The following is a 21511-nucleotide window of genomic DNA, read 5'->3' as shown; positions in this document are numbered from 1 at the left end:
GTAACAATCAATACTAATTTTCTTAGTTGGTTCGGCGAATTCAAAACTGTAATCAGAGGAGTTCAGTTTCTTCGGCATCGACTATAATTGACATCAACCCCCTGGAAATTAGATTATTTCAGAATCATCCTTTGGATAACGCTTTGAAATGTTTTCAAGATCTCGATTTGTAATTTCTTAAAATTAAGATATATCATCTACGCGTAGGGAGATTTTATAAAAGCCAATAAGTCTTGGCTTCATGACTTCATGATAATATCTAGTACACGCCCCTACTGTGGTAACAAAATACCGAGAGTGACTACCGGAGTAATTTCCACCGAGAATATAGAACGCCATACCTCGTGACGCAAAATAATAATGCGCCACGTAAGAAAAAATGCCAATATCCGGTATTTGAATATGGGTATCTGCTTTCTATATTGTCGAGGTTAATGCCAAGATAAGCTGTTTACGGTGATCATTACTAATCCTAGCTGACAGGTAACAATGACACTGCAATACTACGTCACCATCCTATAGAAAATATGCACTCATAAGTAAATTAAGATTAGATTTTCATTTTAATCAATTGATTATCCGAAACGGTAAGTAAGATTGCAATGATCTCGGGCTATTCACCATCAGAGTTCAATACTCTAGAGGAATTAACGGGAGTCCCAATAATTTAAGACCCACACCATTCGTTCAAAATAAATTTTCTAATTGGTTAAGGTGCATAGGGTGAAAGGAATTCCTTATGTAGATAATATGTAGTATGGAATGCGACATCCACAAAATCAATATTTAAATTCCCTATGTTTCTTAAGGAACGCAGTGATATAACCATAGATCTTTGTCATCAGATAAGCAATTCATTTAAAGTGTTTGCTAAATCCAGGTGATATCCAAGTTCCATCTATTAAAAAACGACGGTGATGTGATATTTAATAGGGTTTTATAAAACAAGCGATATAATTAACCGAAATATCATTGCCCAGATTGAATTCATTTCTAAAGGGGTAATACTGAATTCCGGTGAGATCTACTAACTGTAATTGAGCAACTTGTGTCCAATGGGTTAATTCTGACGGACGAATAAATTGTACGTAATTATGCGTGCCTTTTGGCAACCAATTCATTACATACTCTGCGCCGACAATGGCAAATAAATAAGATTTAAAATTACGATTAATAGTAGAGAAGAAAAGTTTCCCTCCGGGCTTAGTAAGGGTTGCACAAGATTTTATCATCCGAAAAGGATCAGGAACATGTTCGAGTAATTCCATACAAGTGATAATATCAAAACGTTGTTCAGTTTCTGCTACTTCTTCGATATCCTCGCAATAATAATCAATTTTTAAGTGTTGCTGTTCAGCATGATTTTTTGCAACAGCGATCAATGTTTCATTTATATCCACCCCTGTTACTTCAGCTCCGCTTGCAGCCAAAGCCTCGCTCAATAAACCACCACCACAGCCCACATCTAACACAGCTTTGTTAGTTAAAGGTGTTTGTTGATGAATATATGCTAGTCGAACGGGATTCATTTGGTGGAGCGACTTCATATTGCCATCCGGATTCCACCAATCGCTGGCTAAATTAGAAAATTTAGCTAATTCGCTTTCGCTTATATTTGCATTATTTATACAATATAACCTTTGTGTTGAATAGTATGAGGCACTCGATCAATTTCTAAATTTAGTTGCTTTCAGATAGTTTCTATAATCTCAAGATGGTTTTTTAATTGCAACGCTTTTTTCAAGTTGGTGAGCCAAATTTTTTAAATCGAAGATGCTCATGTAATGACAGGATCCATGTAGTTTATGGACTTGGTTTTTCATTTCATTCTAATTATTTTGTCATGCACAACACTAACAGCCGAATGCAAAACAGGTAACTCGGCAGCAAAGATATCAAGTGACTTAGCGAGTTCGGATCCGTTGTTTGTCACCTTCAAAAGCGTTGGTTAGTCAATTAGATTAGTCATTTTTCGTTATTTCCTTACAATTTATAACAAGGCTCACATTCTTCGATACTGACTTCCGGTTGCAATGTGATGTGGTCGATATGGTATTTGTGCTTTAATACCGATTTTAACTCGAGGAGCACTTTGTCCCAAGTAGTTGGATCTTGAATAGCGACATGAGCAGAGAGAGCTATTACTCCGGATGAAAGAGTCCATATGTGGACATCATGAATGGAAGTCACTCCCTCTGAATAAGCAATGGTGTGTGAAACTTGCTTGATATTAAGATGAGCAGGCACCGCCTCCATAAGAACCGTCATGGATTCCCATAATAACTGAACGCTCGAAAACGCAATTAAAATAGCGATGCAGATAGAAAGTAGAAGGTCGATGATAATCCACTGACTGAAAAAAATAATAATTCCGGAAAGAAGGGTTGCACACGTGCCGACAATGTCGCTAATGAGATGTAACAAGGCGGCACGGATATTTAAAGATTTCTCCACACGAAACAAAAACTTTGCGATTAGAAGATTTAATAGAATACCAAGTGCGGCGATAATCATAACGGGTATACTATGAATGTCCACCACCGGTCTGTGAATTCGCTTGACCGCCTCCACAATAACAGCGAAGAAGATAACAAATAGCAGTAAACTGGAAATCCATGAAGCGATAACCTCAGCCCGCCCAAAGCCGTAACTATGCCTGTGAGAAGGGGGCGAAGCGCAATCCAAGAAGCCAAGGCAGCAATGCACAGAGACACCGCATCGGACACCGTGTGTCCAGCATCTCCAAGCAGCGTCAGTGAGTGAGCAAAGTATCCCCCGATAGCTTCGATAACGGCGAAGCTTAAGGTCAAAAAAATTGCCAAACCTAGTAGCCGATGAGGAGACGCTGAATTATGATAGTTATGTGCATGCATGGCGACACCATTCTACCCCGAACGAAGAGGTGATTGAAGAAATAAGAGTGCGACAGGACTTATTTTCGATTTTTTGTGTGTCACCTCTAGCCAGTCAGCTGCCAGGTGTTTACAAGCCTATCATAAATCTGACTTACACTTTGTGAGAGCCGCTTTCCTAATGAGCGTTTTAGCTTATATTGAATCTCAAAAAGAACATGCTGCTGACTTGCTGTTAGCAAATAGTCATCGCTCGTTTTCAATTCATCAACGAGTCTTAGATGAATCGCTTGAGAAGCGAGCCAATACTCTCCTGTCGCCACACGCTCAATGTCAATCATTTTACGATGCTCTTTGATGAAGGATTTGAATAAGGTATGCGTTTCTTCCACCTCCTGTTGTACTTTTTTTCGACCTTTTTCGGTATTTTCACCAAATAAAGTCAATGTCCGTTTATATTCGCCTGCGGTGATTTGTTCAAAGTCAATGGATTTTTTTGTAGGAAACGGTGAAAATTAGGCACTTGGGCTAATACGCCAATAGAACCGACAGCTGCAAAGGGAGCAGCAATGATATGATCAGCCACACAGGCCATTAAATAGCCACCGCTCGCAGCAATTTTATCGATAGCAACAACTAGGCGGACATTAGCGTCTTTAATCCGTTGCAATTGCGAGGCGGCTAAACCGTAGCTATGAACCATCCCACCACCACTTTCTAAACGAACAAGGACTTCGTCGTCTTTATTAGCGATAGTTAATAATGCTGTAATTTCTTCACATAAAGCAACTAGGCGCGAAGCACGAATGTCGCCATGAAAATTAAGCACGAAAATGCGCTTTTTAGTTTCTTTTAATTCTAATTGTGTTCTTTTTTCTGTTTTTTGTTGCTTTAATTGCAGCTTAAATTCATTTTTTTTTAATAGCTTGAGCGAGAGCACAGTAGTAATCATCGTATTTGTCATTTAGTTTGCAGATATCGAGTTTGCCTTTAGATTTCCCTTTGGTATAGGAAATAAAGCTGCAAAAAGCAAAAAGAGCTACTAATATGATGAGGATGATACTGACCAATTTAGCTAAAAAGAGACTATAGTTTGCGAAAAATTCCATGCGCAGATTCTATCATTGGTAATTAATTTGTGCAAAGTCGATTTTAAGAGAAATAACGTTGGTTAATCTAAAGATGGATTAATAGTAATCGAGTCATGATTTAGCGTTTTTCCAGTTACACTTTCCACCAATTAGTTGTAGCAAAGAAGAAGCATATTAGCGAACATTTTTACTCAACTATTCGGCACCCAGTCACCACCGGCGTATGCGTATTTAGTGATCATATCAACAATGCAATGTTTGATGCTGATTGATTAAAGACAATGTGAAAGTAAAACAAATTCCTTATAGATTTTTAAGCCAGGATCTTATCCACAAGCTCTACCGGAACGATTGCTATAGAAAACGCTTTGCTTTATACGTTGTAAAAACTAATTTAAATATCGTAAAATTGACGGGAGCTGACTCATTAGAAAGTGGGGACAAGGCAGTTTCTTCGATTTATAAAGGCTTTTTATGATCTTTCACCTGTATTCTTTGTGTAATTTTGTAAAAAATAGTAGAGATAGGAATAATTGAGTCGCCAAAAGAGAGGGTCGGTAACATACTCATTATGCACCTGTGTGCACATTAAGATGTTCATTTATAATCGTCATTGTTTAAACAATTAGTAACGCATCATACGCCGCCATGACACATCTTAATCTAAGCCGCTCTCTCCCATTTTTCTATCAGCTCGTTTTGTATCTTTAGATTCATAGTAGTGATTACAAGAGACTATCTTGTCTTTCTAAAATTAAAAAAGAGCCCGGGTTGATGATGGATTTTCTGACCTATCGCCATCATTTGAGGAATTAGTCAGTGGTACTTTAGGAACATACCATTGTTCTGATTGATGACATATTTCTTGTACGAGTAAATTTACCTCTATTGTTCATGCTTAAGATAATCCGTTCCATGTCTTTTGAAAATTGTTTTAAACAGGAAATAAGGGTTATTTTAGAGCTGATGCTCTTTAACACCGGGAGGCAGTTTTCACAATTATTTAGGTATTTCACGAATATATCTTAAAAACCTATCTTTCGTTTCGCAAGTGACATACTTTAACATCGCTGCGTTCGGTTTTGAGCGCTTCTGAAATCGTAGGAGTCCTGAAAAACGCCTTTTCTATCTTAATTCTGGTTTTGATCTAGTAAAAGGATATAATGCAATAACAATATCATCTGAAGTTTTAATTTTTTTCCAAAGAGATGCCTTTCATTTCTGGTACAAAAAAGGTAACAAAAATGCCTAATAAGGAGGATATGGCGATAAAAACCATCGTAATAGGTAGCCCTCTACTTTTTAATAATAAGGGCAAGAAGAAAGCGCCTATAAATGCCCCCACTTTACCAATAGCTGCAGATAAACCATGGGCTCTGGCACGGATGGGAGTAGGGTAAATTTCGGAAGGAATTAAGAAAGTAGTGGCGTTTGGTCCAAAATTGATGAAAAAGAAGCTTATGCCAAATATGCCTATAAATAAAGGAAAGATGTCTTGAATACTTGGAATAACTGCGATAATTAAATAGCATAAGGCCATAACGGCAAATCCGGCTATTTGTAAAAATCGCCGACCAATTTTATCAACATACATAGCAGCGAAGAAATAGCCAGGCACGGCGAAGCAAAGAAAAATGAGGGCCGACAATAATGTGTGACCTAAGAGAGAGCCGTGCGGACTGATGGTGTTCATGATAAACATAGAGGAGACACCGTTCCCATACAGCGCTATATCTAATAAAAACCAAGCACCAGCAGTGCCAACCAAACATTTAAGCCATTTAGGAGAAAATAATTTCTTCGGAGCAGGGAGAGCGGCGCTGATAATATTGTCTTTATGACCCGCTAAATCACTTACTACGCGACTGACTTCTAATGGTGATTTACTGAGCAAAAAGCGCGGCGTTTCAGCTATTTTTCTTCGCAGACAAAAGACGGAGGCAGCAGGAATTGCACCAAAAGCAAGCAAAATTCGCCAAATAAGATGATCAGAGATATTAAAAAACATCAACAAAGAGGCAAAAAGTGGACCGACGATTAGGCCTACCGCTTGCATTGCAAAAACAAGTAAAACTAGAAATCCTCGATTCTTTCGGTTAGCGTATTCGCTGGCAACCACGGCACTGGTTGGATAATCACCTCCAATACCTATCCCTACTAAAATTCTCGAAATTAAAAGCCAGCCGAACGAGATTGAAGCTGCTGAAAGAAGAGCACCAATAAATAAAATAAACAGCTCAACACCGTATATTTTTTTCGGCCGAATTTGTCCGAAAACCAACCGAAAATTATCGCCCCGAAAGCAGCTGAGGCTAGCGAAGCTCCATTAAGAAGAGCAATTTGGGTGGCAGTTAAGTGCCAGAAAGAGGTTAGTAGAGCAGTAACAACACCGATGATAAATAGATCATAAGCGTCCGTGAAAAATCCCATCCCTGCAGTGATTACCATTCGCCAGTGGAACCGGCTAAGTTTTTGTTCGTCGAGTGCTTCAATTGATAGACTGCAAATATGGTCGCTCTCCATAGGTGGATATCCTCATTAGTTAATATAAAAACACTTTAACACTCTATTGTGACAATTTGATGACAGTTAATAGAGCCGAGATAAGTAGGAAAGAAATAGCAATTGCAAAAGCAGCAAAGCCGATGCCGATTGCACAGGTAAAGTCAAAACGCAAACCCGGTGTTGCGTTAAAGGTTAAAATAAAAATTGCTACTGATCGATGTATTCTCGCTAAATTATAGTGTAAGCTTTGGTGTATTAACAGACAGGGCGGAAAGCCCCCACACAATATTGTAACGTTTGTTAGCTGGTCGAAACTATTGTCTTCACTTAAAGCCTAAATGCAACCCTCTTGCATACTTTCACTATAGGGGAATTGCTCTCTACTCATAGCCGAAGCAAAAAAATCCTCCCGCGACGAATCCCTCTTGAATATATTGTATAATTGTACAAGGGTGATGCATAGATCAAATAGTGTGTTAGAGTAGAGTGGAGGAATCCCTATGGTATTTCGGGTTTGCATGTATATTTATTGAACAAAGCAATACCGAGTTGCGACTAACTCATGATTTGGTGAATGGGATAGCAGAAAATTTGGGGCATCCGCAAACGAGTATTTAAAAGTCATCTTTTCACGAACCCTTATAGCTTATAAACAATGTTATTGTGTGAAAAGCTAAAACGACTGCTTAAGATTAAACAAGTTTGTTTCATAAATTTTTTGGAGTCTCTGCAAAGAAAAATTATTAGCGATCTTTATCCTAAACAGAAATGAGACACATTATTTTTTCAGAACCGTAAGTAATAGCACTCGGAGAAATTCCTTTTCCAACCGCATTTGCTTATTTTTAGACAAGAATATGGTAGGAATCTAAATATGCTAATCCTAATCGCGTTTCTCTATGAAATGGCAATACGGCTATAACTGACTCCGCTAGACGCTGTAGTCTCAATGTGAACATAATGTTTTTCAGTCAGATTTAGTAAAAACCCCAGATTAATCGCATTAACTAAGTTCACTATATCTAACAAATTAAAATCCAAATTTATTGAAACTTGAAATGATCGCAAATATTTTCTAATGAAATTCATGCTTGCACAGAAATCACTCCTGCTGTTTTATTGCTCCCTATGGTACAATGCTTTTTACATAATTTTACCAGTTTTCGTTTGTTCTCAATACTGTAGTAAGGAAATGACGATGAAATTACTACGTATAAACTACCTTGCCACTAACGGTAATAGCAATCATAAACCGGGAAACCTGCTACAAAGCGGACGCAAGTTATACTGCCAAGCAAAGCCTCATTGTAATTTTTAATGAGCTAATAAAAACACTGCACACCGCTCCGCTTATATCTTCAACCAAAATACGTTCATTGTTGATTGCTAAAAGATGAGTAGCCCGTTGTCTATAATCTTTCTTACATCCCAATACAAAAATTGTTGTGCTGCCCAGTAGGCGGACACGGACTTCCCTGTACTACCGATCACCACCATTAGGCCAAAGACAGGCACCATTTTCTTTTAAGATTTTTAAAAAGGCTTGGTGGGATTTTATTTCTTCTTCATTAGCTGTAATTACCCGCAAATGAGCGCGATTAACACTAAGATGACGAATTTGCATAGATTTCCTCTCAATAGAGGAAATTTGAGGCTCAAACAACTTGGCCTGACCGCCAGTCATCAGTAAATAAATTTGAGCCAATAATTCAGCATCTAATAAAGCCCCATGAAAATTACGATTAGAATTATTCACATAATAACGCCGGCAAAGTGCGTCTAAATTATTATGCTGTCCTGGATGTTTTTGACAGGCTAAAACTAATGTATCAATAACTTGACAATAATCGGTAATGGCTTGGAAAGGTTGTTTTGTCAGTTTTAATTCGTGATTCAAGAAACCAACATCAAATGGCGCGTTGTGAATAATTAATTCTGCTCCTTCCAGAAAGGCAATTAAGTCAGCTGCAATATCCTCAAATAAAGGTTTATCAGACAGAAAACTTTCGGTAATGCCATGAATCTGAAAGGCATCACGTTCAATGGAACGCTTGGGATTGATGTAAAAATGTAAATGATTATCAGTTAATTGTCGATCAATCATTTCAAGACAGCCTACTTCTATAATACGATGCCCATCTTCGGGTTTCAATCCTGTTGTTTCTGTGTCTAAAACAATTTGTCGCATTGCCATTACTATTTCTTTATTCTACTTAATTCTACTTATAAAATTTCATCAATGCCAAAATTAGCTAATTGATCAGCAATTTCATTTTCGACATGACCGCTGTGGCCTTTTACCCAATGCCAGATTATGGTGTGGCGTCCAACTTCACTTTTGAGCCCTTCCCACAGCGCCCTATTTTTAACAGGTTTTTTATTACTAGTTTTCCATTGTCGGCCTTCCCAAACGGCAAGCCATTCCATGACACCTCGACGTAAATATTGCGAATCAGTAGTAACGATCACATGACAACACCGCTTCAATGCTTTTAATCCTTCTATAGCAGCTGTTATTTCCATCTGATTATTGGTTGTGTTCGAAACGCCACCATATAGACGACACTCATGCCCATTATAACGTAGTAATACTCCCCATCCCCCTGGTCCAGGATTCCCTCGACAAGCGCCGTCGCAATATAGATAAACGATGTTTCGTTCTTCACCCATTATCGCTAGTTACACTATATTCTTGTTATTGGCTTAATTACTCCTCGTGTCAGGAAATGTCTCTTTACCCATAGAATTTTCGATTGAATACGAGCATATACTTTTTTTTCGCCACCAGTACATAAATCCTTCCACTGGCAGGTAAAGCTAATTGCCCTGCTGTTTCAATCAATACTCGCATTTTTCTCCCTAATTTTTTCTGAGGGAGTAACCCATAACAGAAGGTTTTGCTATATAAAATGGAATAATTAAAATTAGTTAACCATCGTTTGACTTGCGCACGCGACCAAAACCTCCCATTCCATGGAATACTTCGGGAAAAAGTTTTTTTAATCCCCACAAACTCCAAGGATTAAAACCTAAAATAATTAATTGTCCATTAGGTTTTAATGCGCGAAAAATTTCCTGTAATAACCTAGCAGGATAATCGATGAATTCCAGAAGATGCACAAGCACAATAACATCAACACTATTGGATAACAATGGTAATTCTTGCCAACCCGTTTGAACTGATAGTATCGAACCACTAATGAATTGTGACATGAATCGGATGTGCATAAAAATCTGACTTTTTTTAGAATGTGTCACATCTAAAGATCCACCCATTTGCACTAAATAAACACCATCAATATTTTTTATTATACGGCTTATTTCTTCACTTTCCAGCTTTAATACCCACGAACTAGAGACCTGCTGATACCATTTTTGCATGACTTCCAAGAAATTTTCCATATCGCAAATTGTACCTTGTTATTTTATACTAACCAGGATTCCATTAATTCATCGGAGAGATTTTTCGATGCTCCATGATATTTTTGCTATCCCTGCTCTTAATGATAACTATGTTTGGACAATCGTTCATTCAAAGAACCGACGAGCAGTTATCATTGATCCTGGAGAGTCTGAACCCGTCCTTAATCTCTTCGAACAACAAAACTTCACCTTAACCGCAATTCTCATCACGCATCATCACTGGGATCATACCAATGGTATTCAACGAATCATAGAAAAATATCCTGTTCCTATTTATGGCCCCTTAAAAGATAACATTCCTCTCTGCGACCATACTCTCAACGATCAAGATACGATAGAATTATTAGACGTAGCACTGACTTTTAAAGTGTTAGAAACACCCGGGCACACTCTCGGTCATATTGTTTATTGGGGACACCAATGGATTTATACAGGAGATACTCTATTTATGGCTGGATGCGGCCGAATTTTTGAAGGCTCTCCAGACCAGTTGTATCATTCATTAATGAAATTGGCTGCATTGGATCCACAGACCAAAGTTTATTGCGGCCATGAATATACGGACCAAAATCTACAATTTGCAAAAATAGTGGAGCCAGATAATCCTAAGCTCAAAGAAAGAATCATTTCAACCCGACAAAAATTAAACCAGAATCAGCCTATACCTCCCTCGACCATTCAACTGGAGCTCGAAACCAATCCATTCCTCCGCTGTCATCAAAAAAATGTCCAACGACGCGTACAAGAATATTGTGGCTACCCATTAGCCGATATCGTTGCCGTTTTCGCTGCCTTACGGCGCTGGAAAAATGAGTTTTAACTTTATCAGAGTTGTGTGATTTAGCTTGCTCACATACCATAGTACGCTGATATAGCGATAAGAATTTGACCAATTTTCCTTGATTATCACACTATTTATCCGTAATATCCGTCTGATGCGAAAATGGATATTTAATACAACCATTGCGCTACTAGCTTTTTGTCTTATTGGCGTTAATATCATCGCAATGCCGACCTCTCTAGGCAGAACGTGGCATATCAACCGTCTCTTTTCTCCTAATCAGCAGAATCTTTGGACAACAATCAGCCAACAGTTTGTACTCGCAGAGCAATACACGAATAATTATTATGTACGTAAACAAATCCGGTGGTTCCGACAGCAACAATACTATCTTTCTGAGCTGACCAAAAACGCGCAACCTTACATTTATTACGTTTTTCAGCAAACAAAGAAACGGGGCATCCCACCCGAGATTGCGCTTTTACCAATGATTGAAAGCAATTACAATCCTTTTCTTTATTCAAAACGCGGTGCTACCGGTCTTTGGCAGTTAATGCCTGGAACAGCGACCGGGTTTAGTCTTCTTATTAATTGGTGGTACGACGGTCGTCGTGATGTCGTTGCATCGACTAACGCTGCATTGAATTATCTCGAGTATCTGCACGATTATTTCCATAGCTGGCTTTTAGCGATCGCTGCCTACGATGCGGGAGAAGGAACCGTAGCAGCTGCTATTCGTTGCAATCGTCGTCATGGGTATCCTACGGACTTTTGGTCGCTACCTTTACCTTACGAGACTCGGGAATATGTACCTAAATTATTAGCTTTAGCTAATGTAATTAAAAATCACCAAGGTTATAACTTGCAATTAAACCCTGTTGAAAACGGGCCCTTCTTCACTATGGTAACCTTAAAAACACAAATGGATTTTAAAAAATTAGTCAAATTATCGGATTCTACATTAAATCTCATTCGTAAATTAAATCCCGGTTTTCGCCGCTCAAGCACTCTGCCTCATTGCACGTATAATTTCTTGGTGCCACTAGATAAAGCAGATCATTTAGAGCAAGGCCTTGCAGAATTGGAAACTAGTCTTACTGCAGAGAAATGGGCGTATCATCGCGTACATGCTGGTGATTCATTAAGTATTTTAGCCAACCGTTATCACACCAGTGTTGCAGAAATTCGTCGTATGAATAAATTAAAAAGTGATATGATTGGGATTGGAGAAAATTTATCAGTTCCAGAAGCAGAAGCAACTCCTTACATATCTGTTGAGAGTCGTTGTGTTTCTGAAGATAATATTCCTGGACCAAAGCGAGTGGTGCACGTCGTCAAAAACCACGAAACTATTGATGGGATTGCGCATCATTATCATGTGATGCCACAGCAAATTTACTTTTGGAATAATAATAAACATAAAAATTTGTGTGTGGGTGAAGAATTGATTATTTGGCAGACGACCTTTAAACATCTTCCGCTCTATCATCACGTTAGGTGGGGCGAATCGCTGTCAACGATTGCCCGTCATTATAGGACCACGGTTTATAAATTACGTCGATTAAATCATATTTCAGGAAACACAATTCGAGTTGGTCAACGTTTAGGCATAAGTGGACCTTAACGGGTGGATGCTACACAATCCATACAAATCTAATTCCTTCTTTTAATGCTGCTTTTAATCTTGAAAAGACAAAGTAATTTCTCTTGCAAAAAGAAAAGTCGGAGTACTTATCAAATTTCTGCTCTTCTGTGCCCTTGATTAGTTTTTCTTAAATTGCAGTACTATTAAAAGAAAACGCTGTATTAGATAAACACTGTATTAGGTAAGGAAAATTTCACAGGAAGGTTTGAGAAAATTAATAATTAAGTTAAGAAACTGAGAATCAAATTCTATTTTATTTAATAACAACTCTGCTTGTTTAAATAAATAAGCAAGGTTTTTTAGCATATCAGATTGTGCTTTTACTTCGTTAATAACTTGATCCTCAATATCATCTTTCCATTGAAAAATTAGCCCAATTAATATGCCCAATTCACGTAGATGAGAGAGTGTAGTTTCCTCTTCACAGCCTACTGAAAGCGCACCTAATTCGACCGCTGCACTAAACAAAGCGCCTGTTTTTAAACGATAAATGGTTTCAACCTCCTTTTTCGAGACCATTTTATTTTTAGCCTCTAAATCCAATTGCTGGCCTCCCGCCATACCAAAAGACCCTCCCGCACGTGTCAAAGTAGAAATTAATCGAGGATTACCTTCACGGGCCACTATTTCAAACGCTAAACACTGCAAGGCATCACCTGTTAAAATAGCTGTACCTTCACCGAACGCTTTGTGACAACTCGGTTGTCCACGACGAAAATCATCGTCATCCATGCAAGGCAAATCATCATGGGTCAATGAATAACAGTGCATCAACTCAATGGCAATCGCTGAGTTGTCCATTTTTACAGGATCGCTTGAAAAGCAAAGTCCTGTAGCATAGGTCAATAACGGTCGAATTCGTTTACCACCTGGCATCACTGCATGATACATCGCTTCATGTAATCGACGAGGTTCTTGCGTAAAATTGGGTAACAGTCTTTCAAGATTCTGATTAATGCGTGTCTGATAATTTTCTATAAAATTCATTCACTAACTACTTATCATCTATCTAAAAATATCCTTAGGTTTTCGAAAAAAAAGCGATCTCTTCTTTTGCTGCGGCGGGACTATCGGAACCGTGAACAGCGTTGGCATCAATGGATTCAGCAAAGTCGGCACGAATAGTTCCTGGCATGGCTTCTTTGGGGTCAGTCGCTCCCATTAATTCCCGATTTTTAGCAATGGCGTTTTCGCCTTCCAAAACTTGAACCATGACTGGACCTTTCGTCATAAATTTTATTAAGTTGTTGTAAAAAGGTTGCTCTCTATGAACCACATAGAACGCCTTTGCTTGCTCTTCAGTTAAATGCTGCATACGAGCGGCAACAATTTTAAGACCTGCTCTTTCAAAGCGGGAATAAATGTTGCCAATAATGTTTTTAATAACTGCATCAGGTTTGATAATCGATAATGTTCGCTCAATAGTCATTGATTATCCTCTTCGCATAAAAAATTAAAATGCCGTCCCCCCCGCAGGTTCAAGAATCGATCCATACCGCAACCAAACAACGCCATGCTACTGAAAATTGGTGCTCATTATAGTAAGTTAACCAATTAAGTTCTACAAAATCTTAAATACGGCGATTCTCTTTTTCTAGTTGTTACTGGAACTACAGTAGTGGAAAGAACTAATACCTTTCAAAGTTAGCGGCTACCTGTTTAGTCCATATGATTTACTGCTACTAATTTTCAATTGGCTAAATCCCCATCCATCCCCTTACCTTAGAATCGCTCTACCCACTCTTTTGACACTTATCTTGTTTGCTGCTATGAGACTTATTCCGTGGGAAAACATTTAAAACAAAAAAAGCAGAGTTATATCACTTTCCACTTTTCTAGTAATTATCTCGACCATTGTGATTATTTTCAGTTATATTGAATTGTCCCTAAAATATAGCTCAATGCCTCCTTACCTTTTTATATCGTTAAGTTAAGTATCAGATTCTCTCCCCTGATGCCCCATTACTTTCACATTAGTTATCAATCGAATGGGACGAAATACATCATTTGCAATTTCGAAGTGAGAGTTTATTCATTCATGATTCTATGTGAACATTCATCTATAACATGGCGCTCTTATTTGTCTTGATGAAAGCTACGATTTGAAAAGTAAATTCAAAAGTGGTACCCTGATTCAGGGTAGTTCCGGCATTAACATAAAGTTACCGGTAATATTTTCTTCCGTAATACAGGTTATCTGCTACCGTAATTGTTTTATCCAGATTGAACGTGACTATGGTCCGATTTAGCCTATTCGGAAAAGCGCATGAAGGTTTTCGCCACATTGTTTCTTTATATGGGATTTGCCAGTATATTGGCAGCTACTGCAGAAAGTACCAGCCAACAAAACCCGGCATTAGTCAACTTCGCTTCTAAACAACAACAACTCGAGGTGTCGCCTTCCCTTACCCCCCTCCCCTAACATTAATGTCAAAGGCTACGTACTAATGGATGCTGATTCAGGGGCAGTTATTGCTGAAAAAAACATGAATAAACGACTGCAACCAGCTAGTTTAACCAAACTAATGACACTTTATATTGCCTTCCAAGCGCTCAAAAACAACCAAATCCATTTAGATAATAAAGTAACCGTTAGTGTTAAAGCTTGGCACACAGGTGGTTCGCGTATGTTCTTAAAAGAGGGGTCAGAAGTCTCAGTTGGTTTATTAATTCAGGGAATCACCGTTTCTTCCGGCAACGACGCTTGTGTTACCATAGCTCAATATATTGCGGGTACAGAACAAACTTTCGCTCAAATAATGAATCAAACCGCTGAGCGCCTTGGAATGAAAAATTCACATTATGTCGATTCTACTGGTTTGCCAAGATCTGACCATTATTCCACACCTTATGATATGGCGCTTCTGGCTCGTGCTACTATCAATGGATTCCGCGAATATTATCATTTCTTTTCACAAAAATGGTTAACCTATAACAACATTAAACAACCGAATCGCAATAGATTATTATGGCGCGATGCTTCAGCCGACGGGCTGAAAACTGGCCATACAGATGAGGCAGGTTACTGTTTAATTTCATCAGCAAAACGTCACAACATGCGTTTAATTGCTGTCGTCATGGGCGCCAAGACAGACAGCAGCCGCGCTGATGATTCAGAAGCTCTATTGAATTACGGATTCCGTTTCTATCAAACACAAATGTTATTTGGTGCCAATAAAGGCATCACTAAGGAACGTATTTGGCTCGGCAAAGAAAAATATATTAACTTCGGTTTAGAAAAGCCGTTATATGTCACGGTTCCTGCCGGTGACTATAAAAATTTAAAAGCTAGCTTGCAACTAGATCAAAATTTACGTGCCCCTATCTTGAAAGATCAAACCTATGGAAAAATCGTTGTGATGTTTTATGGTAAACCTATTGTAAAAGCGCCGCTAATTGCACTACAAAATGATTCTCAGGCAGGTATTTTCTCGCGGATGTTGGATTATGTTACTTTATTTTTAAAAAGGTCTTTTAAAACTTTATGAAGGGCGATTTAACACTCATTGAATTTCCTTGTGATTTCAACGATTAGATTTCAATTAAAGTTGTTGGATATGCCAACAAAGTATTCAAATCGGTATTTCTAAATTTTGCGAGGATAAAAAATGATTAAATTGAGATTTTTCCTGTTTATTGCGAAAAATATGATCTTCAAATTTTTTATGGATGTCAGATAGGTACGTTTTTATAACCTTTGGCCACCTGATTAAATTTATCTTTACTCATCAGGATATCATCGTGCTCACTATCTTTAATACCCGAAATTTCCTTGGAATTATAGATTTCTTTTATCAACTCATTATCACCCGACTTACGTTTTCTGATTATTAACTAATTATATGTTTAATTTAACTGAATCACGTTTTTTAAGAGGCCTTTCTCTCTGCCACGTTTGTGCTACCTTATGTAGGAAGATATATCTTCGATATCATTGGGATGCAGCAAAATACGCCTGGTTTTGCTACTTTGCTTCTCTGAATCATGATGTCTTGACCACAGTGACTCGCTGCGGAGTACATGCCCTCTTCCTATATCTGATTATTTAATTGCATTACACTTACTTATGACCTGGCCTATTAACCTCATCCTCAGTAGAATTAATGCTATCATTATGAACGACGTGATTATTCGACAATTTGACAGTCTCATTCCTTATCAACCACTGTTGGAAGCCATGCAAAAATTTACTGCTTCCAGACAATCCGGTACCGTTGATGAAATTTGGTTACTCGAGCATTTACCTGTTTTTACGCAAGGACTTGCTGGCAAGCCTGAACATGTGCTGAATCTACATGAGATTCCGCTTATCCAAACCGATCGCGGCGGCCAAATTACTTACCATGGACCTGGTCAGCTCATAGCTTATTTGTTATGTGATCTTAACCGACTTAGTTTAAACACACGCACATTTGTGCGAGTAATTGAAAACGCCATCATTGCATTTCTTCAACAGTTGGGCATTGCAGCTGCAGGAAAGGAAGAAGCACCAGGGGTTTATGTAGGGGAAGCGAAGATTTGCTCTATTGGCCTTCGTGTACGCAAAGGTCTGAGCTATCATGGATTAGCTTTTAATATTGCTATGGATTTAACGCCATTTTCTTATATCAATCCCTGTGGATTCAAAGGGCTAACAATAACGCAAGTGCGAGATTTTGTAAAAAAGATTGAGGTATCTACCGTCAAACAAACAATTATCTCACCCATCTTAAAGAATTTCGGGTATAATCGCCCTCTCATAAAAATGGAGTCTTTCAATGGTCAGCAAAGAACAATCCTATGATCCTACAAAAAAGGCTCTTGGCAAAGAGAAACTTTCACGTATTCCCATTAAAGTTGAAACAACCGATACACCACTCCGAAAGCCAGACTGGATTCGCATTCGGTTATCGACTGATAATAAAGTTAGTCAATTGAAAAAACTGCTGCGAGAAAATCAGTTAGTCACCGTTTGTGAAGAAGCGTCTTGCCCTAATTTAAATGAATGTTTTGAACACGGTGCTGCAACTTTCATGATTATGGGTGATAAATGCACCCGTCGTTGCAGTTTTTGCGACGTAGGCCATGGTCGTCCCGCTCCTCTAGATCCTGAAGAACCGATCAATCTTGCGAATACTGTTAACATCATGGCATTAAAATACGTCGTCATTACATCCGTAGATCGAGATGATTTACGAGATGGTGGTGCTCTGCATTATACTCAATGTATTAACGCTGTACGTAAAAAAATCCTGATACGAAAATTGAAATATTAGTGCCTGATTTTCGTGGCCGCATGGAAAAAGCGTTAGATACGCTCGCTACGGCTTTACCAGATGTTTTCGATCACAACATTGAAACTACCTCGCGCTTATACAAACAAGCACGACCGGGGGCAGATTATCAATGGTCACTTACTTTGCTCCAAACATTTAAAAAACGCTTCCCCGAAATTCCGATAAAATCTGGTATGATGCTGGGATTAGGTGAAACCCGTGAGGAAGTAGAAGAAGTTATGCAGGATCTTCGAAGTCATGAAGTCGATATGCTGACGCTTGGACAATATTTACAACCTACTCGTTACCATATGTCAGTAAATCGTTATATCACTCCTCAAGAATTTCAAGAATTAGGTGAATTGGCAAAAAAATTGGGATTTAGTAGCGTCTCCAGCGGTCCTTTAGTGCGTTCTTCTTATCATGCAGATCTACAGGCACAAGGGAAAAGAGTTTCATAAAGGCATCCTGTGAAAATGGCATAGGACAAATGGGTAACTAGAGCCTGATGATAGAACATTACTTAACGATCGTAGACCATTATTCACAAATATCATATATGGGCGTGACATTTGCCTGTATTATCGCTTTTGCAGAGTCACTACCTCTCATCGGCACTATTATTCCTAGCTCCGTCACCATGTCTATTATCGGCATTTTGGTTGGGCGGGGTGTGATTGCCTTAGATACTACTATTTTGTGGGTTTCTCTGGGTGCATTAGTAGGCGATACCGTCGGCTTTTTTATTGGAAAATATTACAATGAGCGTTTACGTATTATGTGGCCTTTTAAAAGGTATCCTCAATGGCTTGCACTTGGTGAAGATTTTTTAGAAAACACGGCGGAAAAAGTATTTTAATCGGGCGTTTTGTAGGACCAGTACGAAGCTCCGTTCCTTTAATCGCTGGATTATTAAAAATGAGCTGGTTTCGTTTTTTCATTGCAGCAATTCTCTCTGCAATTCTTTGGGCGATTGCTTACTTGTTGCCCGGCGTCTTAATTGGCGCTGCTTCTCTTGAATTACCACGGGGTGCCACAACGAAATTTATATTAATTGGTTTTGGTATTATCGTCTTGCTCTGGCTTTTATTTTGGATCGTTCAACGATCTTTTTCTTTCCTAGCGACAATGATCAATCACTGGATTGACCGTCTATGGGGTTGGCTTTATCACCACCATTCTTCCCGTTTTTTATTACGTGTAATCACTAACCATCGTACTCCTGCAGATCATCATCAATTGACGATGGCATTGTTAGCATTTTTATTTTTTATTACGTTTTCAATATTATTAATCATCACTATTACGTTGGGCCCCAATACTAGCTTGAACGAACCTTTCTTTCATTTTTTACAAAGTCTGCGATCGACAAAAATTGATAAATTTTTTGTGGTGATAACCATGTTTGGTGACAAAGTAGTTATGATGGGTATTAGTTTACTAATAGTTATCGCTTTAGCAATTAAAAAACAATGGCGATCTGCTTTTCATTTACTAGCAATTGCACTATTAACCGGTGCTATCTTCTATTTTCTAAAAACATTCGTATACTCTCCTAGACCCGCACCCGTGCTAGCTATTGATCGATCCTCTTCATTCCCTAGCGGCCATATGGGTTTCAGTGTCACTATCTTAGGTTTTATCGCATTTTTAACCGCACAATCATTATCCAAAAAATGGCAATGGATTCCTTACACATTATCGAGCGTTTTAATTATTTTAATTGGATATTCACGTTTGTATTTAGGTATTCACTGGTTGGAAGATATATTAGCAAGTCTTTTTATTGGATTAACTATTTTGTTGCTTGTCATTATTGCTTACCGACGATACCCTTCTAAACCCTTTAGCAACTTCAAATGGCTTGTTTATTTGATTATTGCCATCACGCTACCATGGATGAGTTTCACGAAAGCAAAATTTCACACAGCTCTTCATCAATATTCTCCACTCTGGCCAATTCGACAATTACACTCGAATCAATGGTGGGAACATCCAATCCGTTATATTCCGCTTTACCGAATGAATCGTTTCGGACATCTTGTTCAGCCCTTTAACATTCAATGGGTCACGGGATTAAATAATATCGAGCAAACTCTTGAACAACATGGATGGAAAACTATCCACAATAAAACAAACGTAACCAGTGTCCTTGGCCGTTTTGCGAGCTATAGACCGGAGCATCACTTTCCACTTTTTCCATGGCTTTATCGCGGAAAACCGCCAGTGTTGTTTATGATAAAACATCTTCCTAAGAAAACTACCATTATTGAACTACGTTTATGGGAATCAGGCGCTGTTTTTAATGACAGTGTTTTACCGCTCTGGGTAGGTTCGGTCAACTATCACATTGCCACAAAACACTTAATTTCACTTTACCGACCTAATGAAATTACACCAGTCAACGGTGGAGGCATCGATCAGTTTGTCCACGAACTTTCAGAAGGCTACCAATGGGAAAAAGTTACACTTCAGAATCATCAAGAGCCTCAAAAGAAGCGCCCTCTTAACTGGGATGGAACAATATTGATTATCCGAGCTCGAGAAGAAGGATAGGCAGGTACTCTACGTTCACGTACTAGACGAAAAAATAGGAGACGTCATCATGGGGGCAGACAATCACAATGAGCCCCACTTCTGTTACTAAAACCTAAAGTGCTACTCTATTACTTCTTTAAAGAAGTAGTTATTTGTCCAGGACTCCACCCTCGGGTCCACATATCATATTTCAATATATTTGTCAAGATAGTCAAAAAATTGAACATGTAGCAGATAGCAAATAAAAATTGGTATTTCCGCCTGAGTTTACTAGTTTACGAATAATAGTCACCGAGAGCGTGAAAAACCAAAAACAGTTATTACCCCTCTCTCGGGTTGCAAATATTTTTTAAAAAAGCCTGATGATGACCTGTTAAATTCTAAGGTCTATTTTAAAAAATAATTTCTGTGCTTGGGAATAATTTTTGTCTGTTAGTATAATAAAATCTTTATAACCATTGAAAAACTCCAGAAACTCTTGAAAAAGAGAAGAAAGATTTCATCTTAATTCTCGCTTATAGGAAGCATTTTAGGAATTTTATTTTCTGCTCGTCTCTTGAGCCGCTCCTCAGCCTCCACTTTGCGGTTATGACGACGATACTCCGCCTCTTCATAACGTCGTATTTCAACTTTTGTTTTTGGCAATAGTGGAGGCACTTCTACCGGATTTCGATTTTTATCCACTGCAACGAAGGTGAAATACGCCGATAAAATGTGACGGACTTCTCGCGTTCGTGTATTTTCTGCTAATACCTTCACACCGATTTCCATTGATGTTCGCCATGTTCTATTAACCGAAGCACGAATCAATAAAACATCCCCTCGACTTGCCGGTCCTAAAAAATGCATCGCATCCACTGAAACTGTTACACAAATTTGCCCACTGTGACGTTCTGCTACTACCAGCGCCGTGCGATCTAAAAGCGCCATTACCAATCCTCCAAACACAGTGTCGCTAGAATTTAAATCATTCGGAAAAATTTTATAGGTCTGATTATGGATCGCTGATTCAGAAATACGTTTAGATTTCATTTTTTACCTCACTCAGGAAATATATCAAGATGCATCTTCATGATCTACCCGTAGGCAGAGAAGTATCTGAGAAGAAATATGAAATCGTGTATCGTGGGCATATTCTATTCGCTCTAGCCAAACAGTTTTTAAAGCAGGAGATCGCTTTACGACAGTCACTAAATGTGGTAGAAATTATCGAGAGATAAAGACCGCGCAGAAACGCTAGCTTTTATAGTCTACTCGGGGAAAAGAGTGCCTACTAATACCCCATACCATCACCACATATAACCATTTCCTAAGTGAGTGTATGGACTTTGATCGCACTGTTGACTTTAAATCGTTAACTCGTCCAATACCGCTTCACCAAAATGTATCATGCAAACTAAATTTACCACTGTGAGGGGAAA

The 21511-nt window shown here is 38.5% G+C and carries 15 protein-coding genes and 4 pseudogenes; 8 read left to right on the top strand and 11 right to left on the bottom strand.

The features are described 5' to 3' along the window. Positions 1–926: 926 nt before the first annotated feature. From ubiG to LG660_RS00705, 5 genes and pseudogenes are all read right to left on the bottom strand, one after another. Positions 927–1628 (bottom strand): bifunctional 2-polyprenyl-6-hydroxyphenol methylase/3-demethylubiquinol 3-O-methyltransferase UbiG, encoded by a 702-nt coding sequence (gene ubiG, locus LG660_RS00720; RefSeq protein ID WP_258267758.1) that lies wholly within the window; start codon positions 1626–1628, stop codon positions 927–929. 81 nt (positions 1629–1709) lie between these two features. Continuing rightward, positions 1710–1823 carry an Hpt domain-containing protein gene (locus LG660_RS04375; RefSeq protein ID WP_373566691.1) on the bottom strand — a complete coding sequence of 38 codons (114 nt, stop codon included), beginning with the start codon at positions 1821–1823 and terminating at the stop codon, positions 1710–1712. 160 nt (positions 1824–1983) lie between these two features. Next, positions 1984–2873: pseudogene (locus LG660_RS00715) on the bottom strand (cation diffusion facilitator family transporter). 86 nt (positions 2874–2959) lie between these two features. Beyond that, positions 2960–3901: pseudogene (gene sohB, locus LG660_RS00710) on the bottom strand (protease SohB); the annotation flags it as partial. Between the two features lie 1231 nt (positions 3902–5132). Then, a pseudogene (locus tag LG660_RS00705) lies at positions 5133–6466 on the bottom strand (MFS transporter). A gap of 59 nt (positions 6467–6525) precedes the next feature. On the opposite strand from LG660_RS00705, the gene LG660_RS00700 reads away from it, so the two are divergent. Continuing rightward, entirely contained in the window at positions 6526–6687 is a 162-nt protein-coding gene (locus LG660_RS00700) for a hypothetical protein (RefSeq protein ID WP_258267497.1), read from the top strand. Positions 6688–7928: 1241 nt separating this feature from the next. Here LG660_RS00700 and dnaQ read toward each other — a convergent pair. The 3 genes from dnaQ to LG660_RS00685 form a co-directional block, all read right to left on the bottom strand. Continuing rightward, positions 7929–8636, bottom strand: coding sequence for a DNA polymerase III subunit epsilon (gene dnaQ / locus LG660_RS00695; protein ID WP_258267757.1), 708 nt, complete (start codon positions 8634–8636; stop codon positions 7929–7931). Between the two features lie 35 nt (positions 8637–8671). Beyond that, positions 8672–9118: a ribonuclease HI gene (gene rnhA / locus LG660_RS00690; RefSeq protein ID WP_373566690.1), complete on the bottom strand. Its 447-nt coding sequence runs from the start codon at positions 9116–9118 to the stop codon at positions 8672–8674. Positions 9119–9376: 258 nt separating this feature from the next. Further along, positions 9377–9850: a class I SAM-dependent methyltransferase gene (locus tag LG660_RS00685; protein ID WP_258267496.1), complete on the bottom strand. Its 474-nt coding sequence runs from the start codon at positions 9848–9850 to the stop codon at positions 9377–9379. 67 nt (positions 9851–9917) lie between these two features. On the opposite strand from LG660_RS00685, the gene gloB reads away from it, so the two are divergent. After that, positions 9918–10691, top strand: coding sequence for a hydroxyacylglutathione hydrolase (gene gloB / locus LG660_RS00680; protein ID WP_258267495.1), 774 nt, complete (start codon positions 9918–9920; stop codon positions 10689–10691). Between the two features lie 115 nt (positions 10692–10806). Continuing rightward, positions 10807–12276 (top strand): lytic transglycosylase, encoded by a 1470-nt coding sequence (locus tag LG660_RS00675; protein WP_258267494.1) that lies wholly within the window; start codon positions 10807–10809, stop codon positions 12274–12276. A 198-nt stretch (positions 12277–12474) separates the two neighbouring features. On the opposite strand, the gene LG660_RS00670 is transcribed toward LG660_RS00675, so the two are convergent. Further along, the gene (locus tag LG660_RS00670; RefSeq protein WP_258267493.1) at positions 12475–13284 is read right to left on the bottom strand and encodes a polyprenyl synthetase family protein; all 810 of its coding nucleotides are present in this window, start codon (positions 13282–13284) and stop codon (positions 12475–12477) included. A gap of 34 nt (positions 13285–13318) precedes the next feature. Continuing rightward, positions 13319–13726: a nucleoside-diphosphate kinase gene (gene ndk, locus LG660_RS00665; RefSeq protein ID WP_258267492.1), complete on the bottom strand. Its 408-nt coding sequence runs from the start codon at positions 13724–13726 to the stop codon at positions 13319–13321. A 1018-nt stretch (positions 13727–14744) separates the two neighbouring features. Here ndk and LG660_RS00660 point away from each other — a divergent pair. From LG660_RS00660 to LG660_RS00640, 5 genes and pseudogenes are all read left to right on the top strand, one after another. Beyond that, positions 14745–15785, top strand: a complete 1041-nt coding sequence (locus LG660_RS00660) for a D-alanyl-D-alanine carboxypeptidase family protein (protein WP_258267491.1) — start codon at positions 14745–14747, stop codon at positions 15783–15785. A gap of 626 nt (positions 15786–16411) precedes the next feature. After that, entirely contained in the window at positions 16412–17080 is a 669-nt protein-coding gene (gene lipB, locus LG660_RS00655) for a lipoyl(octanoyl) transferase LipB (protein ID WP_258267755.1), read from the top strand. After that, positions 17055–18013, top strand: a pseudogene (lipA, locus tag LG660_RS00650) (lipoyl synthase). The gene lipB and the pseudogene lipA overlap by 26 nt, the downstream one beginning before the upstream one ends. 47 nt (positions 18014–18060) lie before the next feature. Next, complete coding sequence (locus LG660_RS00645; protein ID WP_258267490.1) at positions 18061–18411, top strand: DedA family protein; 351 nt, start codon at positions 18061–18063, stop codon at positions 18409–18411. A 59-nt stretch (positions 18412–18470) separates the two neighbouring features. After that, positions 18471–20108 (top strand): LssY C-terminal domain-containing protein, encoded by a 1638-nt coding sequence (locus LG660_RS00640; RefSeq protein ID WP_258267489.1) that lies wholly within the window; start codon positions 18471–18473, stop codon positions 20106–20108. 486 nt (positions 20109–20594) lie between these two features. Here the strand turns inward: LG660_RS00640 and LG660_RS00635 are convergent, their stop codons facing one another. Continuing rightward, complete coding sequence (locus LG660_RS00635) at positions 20595–21122, bottom strand: acyl-CoA thioesterase (protein WP_258267488.1); 528 nt, start codon at positions 21120–21122, stop codon at positions 20595–20597. Between the last annotated feature and the right edge of the window lie 389 nt (positions 21123–21511).

It is taken from the genome of Coxiella-like endosymbiont (genome assembly GCF_024730665.1).
Taxonomy (GTDB): domain Bacteria; phylum Pseudomonadota; class Gammaproteobacteria; order Coxiellales; family Coxiellaceae; genus Coxiella.
The sequence above is the reverse complement of the archived record's forward strand: the minus strand, read 5'-3'. Positions and strand labels throughout refer to the sequence as shown.

What these genes read in the sequence shown, in the direction of transcription:
- LG660_RS04375 (WP_373566691.1), bottom strand. Translation starts at nt 1,823, where the DNA reads ATGAAAAACCAAGTCCATAAACTACATGGATCCTGTCATTACATGAGC.
- LG660_RS00700 (WP_258267497.1), top strand. Translation starts at nt 6,526, where the DNA reads ATGACAGTTAATAGAGCCGAGATAAGTAGGAAAGAAATAGCAATTGCA.
- dnaQ (WP_258267757.1), bottom strand. Translation starts at nt 8,636, where the DNA reads ATGCGACAAATTGTTTTAGACACAGAAACAACAGGATTGAAACCCGAA.
- rnhA (WP_373566690.1), bottom strand. Translation starts at nt 9,118, where the DNA reads ATGGGTGAAGAACGAAACATCGTTTATCTATATTGCGACGGCGCTTGT.
- LG660_RS00685 (WP_258267496.1), bottom strand. Translation starts at nt 9,850, where the DNA reads ATGGAAAATTTCTTGGAAGTCATGCAAAAATGGTATCAGCAGGTCTCT.
- gloB (WP_258267495.1), top strand. Translation starts at nt 9,918, where the DNA reads ATGCTCCATGATATTTTTGCTATCCCTGCTCTTAATGATAACTATGTT.
- LG660_RS00675 (WP_258267494.1), top strand. Translation starts at nt 10,807, where the DNA reads ATGCGAAAATGGATATTTAATACAACCATTGCGCTACTAGCTTTTTGT.
- LG660_RS00670 (WP_258267493.1), bottom strand. Translation starts at nt 13,284, where the DNA reads ATGAATTTTATAGAAAATTATCAGACACGCATTAATCAGAATCTTGAA.
- ndk (WP_258267492.1), bottom strand. Translation starts at nt 13,726, where the DNA reads ATGACTATTGAGCGAACATTATCGATTATCAAACCTGATGCAGTTATT.
- LG660_RS00660 (WP_258267491.1), top strand. Translation starts at nt 14,745, where the DNA reads ATGGATGCTGATTCAGGGGCAGTTATTGCTGAAAAAAACATGAATAAA.
- lipB (WP_258267755.1), top strand. Translation starts at nt 16,412, where the DNA reads ATGAACGACGTGATTATTCGACAATTTGACAGTCTCATTCCTTATCAA.
- LG660_RS00645 (WP_258267490.1), top strand. Translation starts at nt 18,061, where the DNA reads ATGATAGAACATTACTTAACGATCGTAGACCATTATTCACAAATATCA.
- LG660_RS00640 (WP_258267489.1), top strand. Translation starts at nt 18,471, where the DNA reads ATGAGCTGGTTTCGTTTTTTCATTGCAGCAATTCTCTCTGCAATTCTT.
- LG660_RS00635 (WP_258267488.1), bottom strand. Translation starts at nt 21,122, where the DNA reads ATGAAATCTAAACGTATTTCTGAATCAGCGATCCATAATCAGACCTAT.